At 43.7% G+C, this 13,528-nt stretch carries 12 protein-coding genes; 10 read left to right on the forward strand and 2 right to left on the reverse strand.

Going from position 1 to position 13,528, the window contains the following annotated elements:
- Window positions 1–17 precede the first annotated feature (17 nt).
- Window positions 18–1,190, reverse strand: a complete 1,173-nt coding sequence (locus NQ503_RS07535; RefSeq protein WP_005425011.1) for a ribose-phosphate pyrophosphokinase — start codon at window positions 1,188–1,190, stop codon at window positions 18–20.
- A 177-nt stretch (window positions 1,191–1,367) separates the two neighbouring features.
- On the opposite strand from NQ503_RS07535, the gene NQ503_RS07540 reads away from it, so the two are divergent.
- Genes NQ503_RS07540 through NQ503_RS07555 form a run of 4 tightly spaced genes read left to right on the forward strand, consistent with a single transcriptional unit; the run spans window position 1,368 to window position 5,714 of the window.
- Window positions 1,368–2,750, forward strand: a complete 1,383-nt coding sequence (locus tag NQ503_RS07540; RefSeq protein ID WP_044925696.1) for a radical SAM protein — start codon at window positions 1,368–1,370, stop codon at window positions 2,748–2,750.
- On the forward strand, window positions 2,713–4,038 hold the full coding sequence (gene der / locus NQ503_RS07545; protein ID WP_005425008.1) for a ribosome biogenesis GTPase Der: 1,326 nt from the start codon (window positions 2,713–2,715) through the stop codon (window positions 4,036–4,038). Before NQ503_RS07540 ends, der begins: the two co-directional genes overlap by 38 nt.
- Window positions 4,039–4,043: 5 nt before the next feature.
- Window positions 4,044–4,694, forward strand: a complete 651-nt coding sequence (gene plsY, locus NQ503_RS07550; RefSeq protein ID WP_005425007.1) for a glycerol-3-phosphate 1-O-acyltransferase PlsY — start codon at window positions 4,044–4,046, stop codon at window positions 4,692–4,694.
- 12 nt (window positions 4,695–4,706) lie between these two features.
- Window positions 4,707–5,714 (forward strand): NAD(P)H-dependent glycerol-3-phosphate dehydrogenase, encoded by a 1,008-nt coding sequence (locus NQ503_RS07555; protein ID WP_259893476.1) that lies wholly within the window; start codon window positions 4,707–4,709, stop codon window positions 5,712–5,714.
- Window positions 5,715–5,816: 102 nt separating this feature from the next.
- Here NQ503_RS07555 and NQ503_RS07560 read toward each other — a convergent pair whose 3' ends face one another.
- Window positions 5,817–6,644, reverse strand: coding sequence for an aldo/keto reductase (locus tag NQ503_RS07560; RefSeq protein ID WP_117638719.1), 828 nt, complete (start codon window positions 6,642–6,644; stop codon window positions 5,817–5,819).
- A gap of 363 nt (window positions 6,645–7,007) precedes the next feature.
- Here NQ503_RS07560 and NQ503_RS07565 point away from each other — a divergent pair, with 363 nt between their 5' ends.
- From NQ503_RS07565 to acsB, 6 genes are all read left to right on the forward strand, one after another.
- Window positions 7,008–7,391 (forward strand): DUF8180 domain-containing protein, encoded by a 384-nt coding sequence (locus tag NQ503_RS07565; protein ID WP_005425380.1) that lies wholly within the window; start codon window positions 7,008–7,010, stop codon window positions 7,389–7,391.
- Window positions 7,392–7,430: 39 nt separating this feature from the next.
- Window positions 7,431–7,613, forward strand: coding sequence for a CooT family nickel-binding protein (locus NQ503_RS07570; RefSeq protein ID WP_005425379.1), 183 nt, complete (start codon window positions 7,431–7,433; stop codon window positions 7,611–7,613).
- A gap of 80 nt (window positions 7,614–7,693) precedes the next feature.
- Window positions 7,694–8,464, forward strand: coding sequence for an ATP-binding protein (locus NQ503_RS07575; protein WP_005425378.1), 771 nt, complete (start codon window positions 7,694–7,696; stop codon window positions 8,462–8,464).
- A gap of 173 nt (window positions 8,465–8,637) precedes the next feature.
- Window positions 8,638–10,530, forward strand: coding sequence for an anaerobic carbon-monoxide dehydrogenase catalytic subunit (gene cooS, locus NQ503_RS07580; protein WP_005425377.1), 1,893 nt, complete (start codon window positions 8,638–8,640; stop codon window positions 10,528–10,530).
- A 44-nt stretch (window positions 10,531–10,574) separates the two neighbouring features.
- Window positions 10,575–11,348 carry an ATP-binding protein gene (locus NQ503_RS07585; RefSeq protein ID WP_005425376.1) on the forward strand — a complete coding sequence of 258 codons (774 nt, stop codon included), beginning with the start codon at window positions 10,575–10,577 and terminating at the stop codon, window positions 11,346–11,348.
- A gap of 17 nt (window positions 11,349–11,365) precedes the next feature.
- Window positions 11,366–13,495, forward strand: coding sequence for an acetyl-CoA decarbonylase/synthase complex subunit alpha/beta (gene acsB, locus NQ503_RS07590; RefSeq protein WP_044925744.1), 2,130 nt, complete (start codon window positions 11,366–11,368; stop codon window positions 13,493–13,495).
- The last annotated feature ends 33 nt before the right edge of the window (window positions 13,496–13,528 follow it).

The following is a 13,528-nucleotide window of genomic DNA, read 5'->3' on the forward strand; positions in this document are numbered from 1 at the left end:
GAAGCTCCCGTTTTGGTTTATCGTTTATTGACTTTTTCCATCAGTTCCATAATCTTTTCGTTGTTGGAACGAACTTTTTCTACTGAAACATCATGGTTGATGATATCGATGATACTTGCAAGATATTTGCTCATGTTTGCTTCAATATAATATTCTTTTGTGAGGAGCTCCGGAAGACGGTAGTTCAGGTTTGTGGTGATGACTCTGTCAATCCAACCCTTCTCATAATATTCATCAAATTTGGCAAGTCCCTCTGTGAAAAGACCATAAGTAGTACAGATAAATACTCGTTTGGCTTTTCGTTCCTTGATCTGTTTGGCAACATCCAGCATACTTTCTCCGGATGCGATCATGTCATCAATGATAACAACATCTTTGCCCTCTACGGAATCACCGAGGAATTCGTGAGCAACGATCGGGTTTTTGCCGTTGACAACAGTGGAGTAGTCGCGGCGTTTGTAGAACATACCCATATCTACGCCAAGAATATTGGAAAAGTATACGGCTCTTGACATAGCACCTTCATCTGGGCTGATGATCATCAGATGGTCATTGTCCAGTTTGAAATCTTTGACTTCTTTTACCAGAGCTTTCAGGAACTGATAGGTCGGGAAGAAGTTGTCGAAACCATTCAGAGGAATTGCGTTCTGAACACGTGGGTCATGTGCATCAAAAGTGATGAAGTTGGAAACACCCATATCCCTTAATTCCTGAAGCATCAGTGCGCAGTCCATGGATTCACGTTTGGTACGACGGTGCTGACGACCTTCATACAGAAACGGCATGATAACATTGATTCGATGTGCTTTGCCTGTTGCAGCAGAGATGATACGTTTCAGATCCTGAAAATGATTATCCGGGGACATGTGGTTCTCGTGTCCGCACACTTTGTAGGTAAGGCTGTAATTGGTGATATCTACCATAATAAAAAGGTCGGCACCACGAACAGATTCTTTGATGTGACCTTTGCCCTCACCGGTACCAAAACGGATGATCTCGGAATCAACCAGAAAAGATGGAAGGCTGTAACCCTGTGGAATCTGGCTTGGTTTCTTTTTGGCAACAAGTTCTTTACGGAATTTTACAAGTTTCTTGTCAACCTCATTGGCGAGATCCTGACATCCTGCAAGTGCTGCAATGCGAACAGGCGCAACAGGAGTTGATTTTTCAAGTAACTCTATATTTGGCATAATATTCCTCCTAGGTATAGTTTTCAAACTGAGTCCTAATACATTTATAACATTTGCCCTAAATCCCGTCAAGGAATTTATTGATTTTTCACTACAGAATTGTTATAGTAATGTTATCTGGGGTATTTTGCGTTCTTTGGTGCAAACACAGATATGGTAAGGTTAGAAAGGATTTATATGAAGAAAAAGAAACATGTGATTTCCAGGGTTCTTCCGGGAAGTATCGGTGAGGAACTGGAACTGGAACCGGGAGATATACTGGCAGAGATCAATCACCAGCTGGTGGAGGATGTCTTTGACTATCGTTATCTCATGAATGATGAATATATAGAACTTCTGATAGAAAAAGCCAATGGTGAACTCTGGGAACTTGAAGTTGAGAAGGATTACGATGAAGATCTTGGAATCGAATTCGAGAATGGCCTGATGGATGATTACCGTTCCTGCAGCAATCACTGTATGTTCTGCTTTATCGATCAGATGCCGCCAGGCATGAGAGAAACACTGTATTTCAAGGATGATGATTCCAGGCTTTCTTTTCTGCAGGGAAATTATGTTACACTGACGAATATGAGTCAGGAAGATATTGAACGTGTGATCAAATATCACCTTTCGCCTATCAATGTGTCTTTTCAGGCAATGAATCCGCAGCTTCGCTGCAAAATGCTGCATAATCGTTTTGCAGGAGATGCACTGAAAAAGGTAGATCAGCTTTATGAAGCGGGAATTACCATGAATGGGCAGATTGTTCTGTGCAAGGGTGTGAATGATGGAGAAGAACTGGAATACAGCCTTCAGAAAATGTCTGAATATGCACCGGTACTTCAGAGCGTATCTGTTGTTCCGGTAGGGTTGACGAAGTTCCGCAAAGGACTCTATCCACTGGAACCTTTTACAAAAGAAGATGCGAAGGCGGTTTTGGAACAGATCCATCGCTGGCAGAAGATCATGTATGAGAGATATGGTATCCACTTTATCCATGCCTCTGATGAATGGTATATTCTGGCGGGGGAGGAACTCCCGGAAGAAGATCGCTATGATGGCTATCTGCAGCTGGAAAACGGTGTGGGCATGCTGCGGCTTCTGGATGCAGAGGTTCGGCAGGCAGTTGCGGAAAGAGATGGAGATGACAGGAAACTTTCGGTCACCGTTGCGACAGGAAGACTTGCAGCTCCTTATATAGCAGGATGTATGGATGTGATCAGGGAAAAATATCCGAACATCACATCAGAGGTAATTGCAATCAAAAATAACTTCTTTGGAGAGAAGATCACTGTTTCCGGACTTATTACAGGGCAGGATCTTATAGAACAGCTTTCCGGACGGAAACTGGGAGACAGGCTTCTGATTCCGTGTAACATGCTTCGAAGCGGAGAAGATGTATTTCTCGATGATATTACAATAACAGAACTTTCCGAAAAACTTGGAAAAGAAATCATAGTAGTGGATCCTGGCGGAGCGGACCTTGTTTCGGCAGTGCTGGATCCGGTTGAACATAAAAAACAGATAAGGAGACAAATGTATGAGCAAACCAGTAGTTGCAATAGTGGGAAGGCCTAATGTAGGCAAATCCACGTTATTTAATGCGCTGGCAGGTGAGATGATATCCATTGTAAAAGATACACCGGGGGTTACCCGTGACAGAATCTACGCAGATGTGACATGGCTGGATAAGTCTTTCACACTGATCGATACAGGTGGTATTGAGCCGGACAGCGGAGATATTATTTTATCACAGATGAGAGAACAGGCACAGATCGCGATCGATACTGCGGATGTCATTGTGTTTATCACAGACGTGCAGCAGGGGCTTGTTGATTCCGATGCAAAAGTGGCAGATATGCTTCGTAGAAGCCAGAAACCGGTCGTTCTTGTTGTAAATAAAGTTGACAGCGTTCAAAAATATATGATGGACGTTTATGAATTTTATAATCTTGGAATCGGAGAGCCGGTAGCAATTTCTGCGGCCAACCGTACCGGTATCGGTGATATGCTGGATGAGATCATTAAGGAATTCCCGGAAGATCTGGATGCAGAAGAAGATGACGATATCCCGAAGGTTGCAGTGGTTGGTAAACCAAACGTAGGTAAATCTTCTCTGATCAACAAACTTCTGGGCGAAGACCGAGTGATTGTTTCTGATATCGCAGGAACTACCAGAGATGCAGTCGATGCCAAAGTAAAATGGAAAGACAGGGAATACATTTTTATTGACACAGCAGGACTTCGCCGTAAAGGTAAGATCAAAGAAGAAATTGAGCGTTACAGCGTGATTCGTACCGTAACAGCAGTTGAACGGGCAGATGTGGTCGTTGTAGTGATCGATGCAACCGAAGGTGTAACCGAGCAGGATGCAAAGATCGCCGGAATCGCACATGAGCGCGGCAAGGGTGTTATCATAGCTGTCAATAAATGGGATGCAGTTGAAAAGGATGATAAAACCATCTACAAACACACAAACCGTATCCGTGAAGTGCTGGCATATATGCCTTATGCGGAGCTTGTATTTATTTCTGCAAAATCAGGTCAGAGACTTCCAAAACTTTTTGAAACCATTGATGCAGTTATTGAAAACCAGACACTTCGTATCCAGACAGGTGTACTGAATGAGATTCTGTCCGAGGCAGTGGCTATGCAGCAGCCACCGTCAGACAGAGGAAAACGTCTCAAGATTTTCTATATGACACAGGTGGGGGTTAAGCCGCCTACATTTGTGATTTTTGTAAATGACAAAGAACTGATGCATTTTTCATATACAAGATATATTGAGAATAAAGTTCGCGATGCGTTTGGATTCCGCGGAACTTCTCTGAAATTTATTATCCGTGAACGCGGGGAAAAGAGCTGAGTGAAATGTTGGAACGTTTGATCTGTATTCTGATAGGCTATGTTTTTGGCCTGTTTCAGACTTCGTACATTATTGGAAAAATACACAAAACAGATATCCGTGAGCATGGAAGCGGAAATGCGGGCACAACGAATGCGCTGCGTACCTTTGGAAAAAAAGCCGGAGCAATGACACTTCTGGGAGACTGCCTGAAATGCGTGTTTGCAATTGTTGCGGTACGACTGATTTTTAAAGAAAAAAGTGCGGATATCCTGCCGCTGCTCTCTATTTATGCAGCTGCGGGATGCGTGCTTGGACATAATTTTCCGGTAACGCTTGGGTTCCGCGGTGGCAAGGGGATTGCTGCATCGGTAGGATTTCTGATCGCATTTGACTGGAGACTGTTTGTTCTCTGTGCAATCGTATTTTTTGTATTATTTTTGGGTACACATTATGTTTCTTTATGTTCTCTGAGCTGTTATCTGGTGGCACTGATCGCAATGATCGTGCGTGGAGAGATGGGCGGCTATGGCATGGACAGAAGTCATACGACAGAAATGTACATAGTAATGGGATTCCTGACGGTGCTGGCTTTCTGGAGACACAGGGCAAATATTGTCCGCCTTGCAAATGGAACAGAAAACAAAGTTTTCCTTGGAAAAACAAAGAAAGGTTAAAGGTAGCGTAATATGGCAAAAATCAGTGTGTTGGGAGCCGGAAGCTGGGGAACCGCACTTTCCGTTCTTTTGAATAATAATGGGCATGAAGTGCGTCTCTGGTCCAGATTTCAGGAAGAAGTAGATACTCTGAAACAAACAAGAGAGCTTACTTCCAAACTTCCGGGGGTTCATATTCCGGAAAACATTGATCTTACTGCAGACGTGAAGAACTGCGTGGAGACGGCTGAGGTGATTGTTCTGGCTGTGCCGTCCCCTTATGTCAGAGGTACAGCTGAATTAATGGCACCTTATGTAAAAGATGAGCAGATTATTGTCAATGTCGCAAAAGGAATTGAAGAAAAAACTCTGATGACCATGACAGATATCATCAGCGAAGAGATTCCGGCAGCGGGTGTTTATGTGCTTTCAGGACCAAGCCATGCGGAGGAAGTGGGAAGAGGGATTCCGACGACCTGTGTGATCAGCGGACCGAAGAGAGAGACAGCAGAATACATTCAGGGGATTTTTATGAGCCCTGTATTTCGTGTGTATACAACACCGGATACACTTGGCGTAGAGCTGGGTGGTTCTCTGAAAAATGTCATTGCTCTTGCTGCCGGTACAGCAGATGGACTTGGCTATGGTGATAATACAAAAGCAGCTCTTATTACCAGAGGAATTGCGGAAATTGCACGTCTGGGAACAAAAATGGGCGCACATATGGAGACGTTCTATGGATTGTCCGGGATGGGGGATCTGATCGTTACCTGTGCAAGTGTTCACAGCCGTAACCGCAAGGCTGGTTACCTGATGGGCAAAGGCTATACTATGCAGCAGGCGATGAATGAAGTCAAAATGGTAGTAGAGGGTGTTTACTCTGCGAAAGCGGCCAAGAGTCTGGCGGAAAAATACGATGTGGAAATGCCGATTATTATGGAAGTGAACAAGGTCCTTTTTGAAGATAAGTCAGCAGCGGATGCGGTGCGAGACCTGATGGTCCGTGACAAAAAAGTAGAGACTCCGATGCTTCCGTGGTAGAATGGCACAGACTAAAGAAATCGAAAAAATATCAGACAAATATAAAACCGGCTGATCCGTCTGCATACGGACCGGCCGGTTTTTGTTGGCTGAAAAGCAAATCTAAAAAACAATATCTCTCAGATCTTCTGGAATAGATGAACTGTGGTAATTCTGATTCAGAGTATCCAGAAGATCCATATCCTCCTGATCGATCGTAAAATCAAAAATCCTTGCATTAGAAGCAATACGCTCTGGATGAACGGATTTGGGAATGACAGAGATTCCCTTCTGTACAGCCCAGCGAAGACCTATCTGTGCTGGCGTGTGTGCATATTTGGTGCCAAGTACACATAAGACATCATTGTCCAAATAAGCGCCTCTGGCCAATGGAGCATATGCCTGTACCTGAATGTCGTTTGCCTGACAGTATTCAATAAGCTCTTTTGGATAACAGAGTGGATGACATTCTATCTGATTGACAGCGGGTACGATGCCGGAAACTCTCCGGAGCTCTTCCAGATGGCGAATTTCAAAATTACTGACACCAATAGATAAAGCTCGTCCTGATTCAAGAATCTTTTCCATATCTTTCCAGGTGTTCAGAAAGCAGCCAGGTACCGGCCAGTGAATCAGATACAGATCGATATAATCAAGACCGAGACGATCCAGACTGCGCTGAAAAGCTCCTTCTACATCACCAAGACGCTGAGCGTTGTTCCAGATCTTGGTTGTGATAAAAAGATCTTTTCTTGGAACACCGCATTTGGCAATTCCACATCCGACGAATTCTTCGTTCTTATATGCAGAAGCGGTATCCAAAAGGCGATATCCATTCTGTACAGCGGCGGCAATCGCATCTTCGGCTTCGACTGCGTCAGTTGTTTTATAAAGGCCAAGGCCCAGAAGAGGCATGGTTCTGTCGTTGTTTAAAAATACGGAAGTTGTCAAAATGAATCCTCCTTGCCTGTAAACTCACAATTTTTGTTTATTATACCATATAATTGTGAAAGAAGAAAATCAAATTTGTTAAAAAAATAATACAAGAGAGGCAAAAAAGGAAATACACAGCTTGTTAATTAAAAAACAAATGCGTTATTTATCTAACAGCATAGAAAACTGGAGAAGTGCACTTTACCATGAAAAAGTATAAAAAAACAGGAAGAAATCTCGAACCCTTTTGTCTATTTTTTCTTATTATATCCTTGATAAACCGGAACAAAAGATGTATAATGGATTTAATTGATAAATTCTTGTCATAAGTGCGCCTGTTTTCAGGTGCCCCGGAGGTAGAACCGGAGAAAGGAGCTTTATATGCATCTTATTAAGGATGAGAACGGAAATCTTGTCCAGCATGGACATGAACATACACCGGAACATTCACATGAACACACACACGCAGATGGCGTGACACATACACATGCTCATACACATGGCGACGGAGATCATACACATTCTCATGGAGACTGTGGATCCTGCGAAGGCGGTGACTGCAAGAAAGAAACGATTGCACTGCTCACCTATATGCTGCAGCACAATGAACACCATGCAGCCGAACTTGATCAGATGGCTGACAATCTTCAGAAAATGGGACTTGATAATTCGGCAAAAACGATCAAAGAAGCAGTGGCTGATTTCCAGAAGGGAAATATGCGCCTTGGACTGGCACTTACTTTGGTAAAAGAAGAAATGAAATGATATACCAGATTTCAAATGACATAACTAGGAGGCAAAATTATGTGTCTTGCAACAGTATATAAAGAAAGTGATGATTCTGTGATATTCAAAAATGTATCCAGAATCGATGTAGATGGAAATAAACTTGTGCTCAGAGATATTATGGGAGATGAGAGGGTAGTCGAAGGACGTATTCTTATGGTAGACCTGGCAAACAGCATTGTAAAACTCAGCTGTGAATAATTTTTTCAAATCAGAATTACTAAATTGCGGATTTATAAATTTCATAAATGCGGAATTAGAGTAGGAGGCACTCTATTATTATGGCACACGTAATTGCTGTCGCCGGAAAAGGCGGCGTTGGTAAAACTACTTTATGCGGAATGCTGATCCAGTATCTCTGCGAACAGGGCAAAGGACCAATCCTTGCAGTGGATGCAGATGCAAACTCTAATCTTAATGAAGTCCTCGGAGTTGAGGTTGAGACCACTCTCGGCGACGTAAGAGAAGAAATCGCACAGGCAGAACTTGTCAAAGAAAGTCCGATTCCTAAGGGAATGTCCAAGGCAGATTATGCGGAGATGCGTTTTGAAGATGCTTTGACAGAAGAAGATGATTTTGATCTGCTGGTTATGGGCAGAACACAGGGAAAAGGCTGCTATTGCTATGTCAATGGTCTTCTTCAGGCACAGCTTGCAAAATATCAGAATCATTATCCTTATATTGTGGTAGACAATGAGGCTGGTATGGAACATATCAGCAGAGGCGTTCTTCCGTCCATGCAGACGGCAATCCTTGTCAGTGACTGCTCCAGAAGAGGAATTCAGGCAGTTGGCAGAATTGCAAAGCTGATCGATGAATGTAATATGCATCCGGAAACAGTCGGTCTGATCGTTAACCGTGCACCGAAAGGTGAACTGAACGATGGAATCAAAGAAGAAATAGAAAAACAGGGACTTCATCTTCTCGGTGTGGTACCGCAGGATGAAACTGTTTATGAGTATGACTGCGAAGGCCGTCCGACAGCAGCTCTGCCGGAGGATAATCCGGTTAAGGTTGCACTGAAAGAAATTGTAAAAAAATTAAATCTTTAAAAAGGACCCTTGCTGTCTTTTGCAGACAGCAGGGGTATTTGTGCTGGAAAAAGGCATATTTTTTAACACGAAAATAACCCATGGGCGGGGATGGGTTCTGTCTCGAGGGTTATTATATAGAAAACACTATAAATACATGAACTCATTCATGTACAAATTAAAGGAGGTCTATAATGAGTGAATTCAAATTAACTACAGTGGAAGAATTTGAAGCTGCTACCGAAAGACTGTTAGAGACAGGCGCGAAGGTAGGCGCGGACGCATGGCAGTTTCGAGTAAAGAATCAGACTCCACACTGTAAGTTCGGTGAGCAGGGTATCTGTTGCCGAATCTGTGCTATGGGACCATGTCGTATTACACCTAAGGCTCCAAGAGGAGTTTGCGGATGCGATGCACACGGTATCGTAGGAAGAAACTTCCTGAAATTCACAGCTGGTGGTGCAGCTACTCACTCTGATCACGGTCGTGAAATCTGCCACACACTGTACTGCGCAAAAGAAGGCGGAAACTATCAGGTAAAAGATCCTGAAAAGCTGCTCCGCATCGCTAAAGAATGGGGCGTAGAAACAGAAGGAAAAGACATTTATGATCTGGCTCACGAGATGGCTGAACTTGGCCTTATGGAATATGGTAAACCGTTCGGATACCAGAGATTCCTCGACAGAATGCCGGCTGGACAGAAAGAAAAACTTATCGAAAATGAAATCGCACCACGTGCGATCGACCGTGAAGTTGCAAGTTCTCTGCATATGACTCATATGGGATGTTCTTCTCTTCCGGAAGCACTTGTAAAACAGTCTCTCCGCTGCGGCCTTGCAGATGGATGGGGCGGTTCCATGATGGGAACAGAGTTCTCTGACGTACTTTTCGGAACTCCGAAGCCGATCGACACAGAAGCAAACCTTGGTGTTATGGTTGAAGAAAACGTAAACATCGTTGTACACGGACATGACCCGAGTCTTTCTGAAATGATCTGTGAATATGCAGACAGCAAAGAAATGATCGATTATGCAAAATCCGTAGGAGCAAAAGGAATCACTGTTTCCGGTGTATGCTGTACTTCAAACGAAGTAGCAATGCGTCGTGGTATTCCAATGGCAGGTAACTTCCTGCAGCAGGAAAACGTTGTTCTGACAGGCGCCTGCGAAGCAATCGTAGTTGATGTTCAGTGTATCTTCCCTGCATTAGGACCTCTGAGCAAATGCTTCCATACAAAATTCGTTACAACTTCTCCGATCGCTCAGATGCCAGATTCTGAATTCATCAGATTCAACGCTGAAACAGCTGGAGAAAATGCAAAAGCAATCGTTAAGATGGCTATCGATAACTTCAAGAACAGAAAACCAGAACTTGTACATATCCCGCAGCTGAAACAGAAAGCTACCGTTGGTTACTCTCTGGAAGCAATTGTAAAAGTTCTTGATGGTGTTACAAACTCTCAGGTTGATGTAACAGGAACAACAAAACCATTACTTGAGTGTATCACTTCCGGTGTTATCCGTGGTGCTGTTGCTATGGTTGGATGTAACAACCCGAAAATCCGTCCTGACTATGCACATATCGAACTGATGAAGAAATGTATCGCAAACGATATCGTTATCATCGCTTCCGGATGTTCCGCACAGGCAGCTGCAAAGGCTGGTCTGATGGACAAATCCGCAAGAGAACTCTGCGGTGCAGGTCTGAAACGTGTATGTGAACTGGCTGATATCCCGCCTGTATTACATATGGGATCATGCGTAGATATTTCTCGTATGATGCTTCTGGCTGCTGAACTTGCAAAAGATTCAGGACTTCAGATCAACCAGCTTCCGGTAGTTGGATGTGCTCCTGAGTGGATGTCTGAAAAAGCTGTATCTATCGGTAACTACGTAGTAGCTACTGGTATTGATACATTCCTTGGTGTTGATCCATACGTTTCCGGTTCTTCAGAGATGTGCGAACTTCTTACAGAAGGAACAAGAAAATGGACAGGCGCAGCTTACACAGTAGAAACAGATATTGAGAAATTAGTTGATCTGATGATCGAAAGAATTGAAGAAAAGAGAACAGCATTAGGAATCTAATCCGTTGTGATCTTAAAAATGTAATAAAAGGTGGATGACATAAAATGAAAATAGCAGTTACAGGAAAAGGCGGCGTAGGCAAAACTACTTTTGCAGCAACGCTCGCGAGGTTGTATGCAGCAGAGGGCAGACCGGTACTTGCAGCAGATGTGGATCCGGATGCAAATCTTGGCCTGGCGCTGGGATTTGACGAGGAAACGCTGGATTCCATCGTACCAATCTCCAAAATGCGTAAGCTTGTGGAGGAACGTACAGGTGCGACAGCAGGAAATCAGTTCTATCATCTGAATCCGAAAGTAGATGATATTCCGGATAAATATGGTAAGGTCTGCAATGGCGTGCGACTCCTTGTCCTGGGAACTGTCGAGACAGGCGGCGGCGGATGCGTATGTCCGGAACATGTAATGTTGAAACGTATTATCAACAATCTGGTACTGAGAAGAGAAGATGTGGTAATTCTTGATATGGAGGCCGGCCTGGAACATCTCGGCAGAGGAACCACAGAGGGAGTTGACGCATTTATCGTAGTGATCGAACCAGGTGCAAGAAGCGTACAGACATACAAAAATGTCAAACGTCTTGCCAGTGATCTGGGTGTTGCTCAGGTCAAGGTTGTGGCAAACAAGGTAAGAAATGAGGAGGATGAGGAATTTATCCGTTCCAGAATCCCGGCAGAAGACCTTCTTGGCATGCTCCATTACAACACGGAGGTTATAGATGCTGACCGTCAGGGAAAATCCCCTTATGATTTCAGTCAGACCGTAACAGCTGAGATCACAAAAATAAAAGAAAAGATTGATCAGAATTCAAATCTGTAAAAACAGGAGGTATTAAGGTGACTTTATTTGATAGAGTTTTTAGCGGAAATGATGCTGTATTTGGTTTAACAGAGGGCGCTATCGACGGAGCAATCGCTCAGTACGGCGAAGACAAAGCTGTCAGCTTCCCGAATACCGCATACAGCCTTCCATGTTACTACGCTGTAACAGGAACAAAAGTTACAACTTTAAAAGAATTAAAAGAAGCTCTTGGTGTTGTTAAAACACTTATGACAAGAGAAAAAAGATTAAATGATGCATTTATGTCAGGTGTTGCTACAGCACTCTGCGCAGAATTCATCGAAGTTCTGAAATATATCGATGGTGCAACACCATACGAAGAACCATGCTACGGACATCTTGCAGATGCAGTTATCCGTGAACTTGGTGTACCGCTTGTAACAGGCGATATCCCTGGTGTAGCAGTAATCCTTGGATCTGCTCCTACAGTAGAAGAAGGCGTTGCTCTTGTTAAGAGTTATCAGGCACAGGGTATCCTGGTAACACTGGTTGGCGGAATCATCGACCAGGTTGCAGAAGCAGGAATGAAGACAGGTGCAAACGTACGTGTTATTCCGCTTGGAAAAGACGTTACAGCAGTTATCCATGTAGTATCTGTAGCTCTTCGTGCAGCTCTGATCTTCGGTAACGTAACACCTGGAGATGCAGGCACACTGATGAAATACACAATGGATCGTGTACCGGCATTCGTTAACGCATTCAAACCTCTGGATGATGTTATCGTAGCCTGTGGTGCAGGTGCTATCGCACTTGGATTCCCGGTTGTTACAAACGAAACAGAAAATATCTTCCGTGTACCAAAGAGCCTGATCGTTCAGGAAGACGTAAGCAAATTCAATGCTACATCTCTTGAAGCACGTGACATTAAGATCAAGATCACAAATATCGATATTCCGGTTGCATTCGCATCTGCATTCGAAGGTGAGATCATCCGTCGTAAAGATATGCAGGTTGAATTCGATGGTTCCCGTGTAGACTGTGCAGAGCTTGTACAGACATGTGACGCTTCTGAAGTAGAAGATCACAAGATCACAGTAGTAGGACCGGAAGTAGACGACATGGAACTCGGAAGCAAGAACAGCATTGCATATGTTGTTAAAGTTGCAGGCAAGAACATGCAGCCTGACTTTGAGCCGGTTATCGAGCGTAAATTCCACAACTACATTAACTGTATCGAAGGTGTATATCATACAGGACAGCGTGATATGCAGCGTATCCGTATCAGCATTGATGCATTCAATGCAGGATTCAAGATCAAACACATTGGTGAAGTTCTTTACGCATCTGTGAAAAATGAATTTGACGCAGTTGTTGATAAATGTGAAGTTGTTATTTATACAGATCCGGCAGAATGTACAAGAGTACGTCACGAAGTTGCAATCCCGATCTTCGACAAACGTGATGAGCGTCTTGATACTCTGACAGATGAATCTGTAGATGTATATTACAGCTGTATCCTCTGTCAGGCATTCTCTCCAAGCCACGTATGTGTAGTAACACCAGAAAGACTTGGACTCTGTGGTGCCGTTTCATGGCTGGATGCAAAAGCAACACATCAGCTGGATCCTAACGGACCTTGCCAGGTAATCACAAAAGAACGTCCGATCGATGAGAACCTTGGTTCTTACGAAGACGTTGATGAAGCAGTTCAGAAATTCTCACAGGGTGCTCTGGAACACGTTACACTGTACTCCATCATGCAGGATCCTATGACATCATGCGGATGCTTCGAGTGTATCTGTGGTATCGAACCATTCTCCAACGGTGTTGTTATTGCAAACCGTGAGTATGCAGGCATGACTCCTCTTGGAATGACATTCCCGGAAATGGCATCCATGACAGGCGGCGGTGTTCAGACACCTGGATTCATGGGACATGGAAAACATTTCATTTCTTCCAAGAAATTCATGAAGGCTGAAGGCGGTATCGAGCGTATCGTATGGATGCCAAAAGAACTGAAAGAATTCGTTGCTGAACGTCTGAACAAGACAGCTCAGGAACTTTACGGAATTGAAAACTTCACAGATATGATCGGTGATGAAACAGTAGCAACAGATCCGGAAGCACTGGTTGAATACCTTACAGAAAAAGGACATCCGGCACTGGCTATGGATCCGATGATGTAACTCCCGCAAAGGAAATGAATGCTCGCATTCATT

It is taken from the genome of Blautia obeum ATCC 29174, assembly GCF_025147765.1.
Taxonomy (GTDB): Bacteria; Bacillota; Clostridia; order Lachnospirales; family Lachnospiraceae; genus Blautia_A; species Blautia_A obeum.

Excerpts from the sequence above, each read along its gene's own strand:
- NQ503_RS07585 (WP_005425376.1), top strand. The coding sequence starts at position 10,575 with ATGAAAATAGCAGTTACAGGAAAAGGCGGCGTAGGCAAAACTACTTTT.
- NQ503_RS07565 (WP_005425380.1), top strand. The coding sequence starts at position 7,008 with ATGCATCTTATTAAGGATGAGAACGGAAATCTTGTCCAGCATGGACAT.
- plsY (WP_005425007.1), top strand. The coding sequence starts at position 4,044 with ATGTTGGAACGTTTGATCTGTATTCTGATAGGCTATGTTTTTGGCCTG.
- NQ503_RS07535 (WP_005425011.1), bottom strand. The coding sequence starts at position 1,190 with ATGCCAAATATAGAGTTACTTGAAAAATCAACTCCTGTTGCGCCTGTT.
- NQ503_RS07540 (WP_044925696.1), top strand. The coding sequence starts at position 1,368 with ATGAAGAAAAAGAAACATGTGATTTCCAGGGTTCTTCCGGGAAGTATC.
- NQ503_RS07575 (WP_005425378.1), top strand. The coding sequence starts at position 7,694 with ATGGCACACGTAATTGCTGTCGCCGGAAAAGGCGGCGTTGGTAAAACT.
- der (WP_005425008.1), top strand. The coding sequence starts at position 2,713 with ATGAGCAAACCAGTAGTTGCAATAGTGGGAAGGCCTAATGTAGGCAAA.
- NQ503_RS07555 (WP_259893476.1), top strand. The coding sequence starts at position 4,707 with ATGGCAAAAATCAGTGTGTTGGGAGCCGGAAGCTGGGGAACCGCACTT.
- NQ503_RS07570 (WP_005425379.1), top strand. The coding sequence starts at position 7,431 with ATGTGTCTTGCAACAGTATATAAAGAAAGTGATGATTCTGTGATATTC.
- cooS (WP_005425377.1), top strand. The coding sequence starts at position 8,638 with ATGAGTGAATTCAAATTAACTACAGTGGAAGAATTTGAAGCTGCTACC.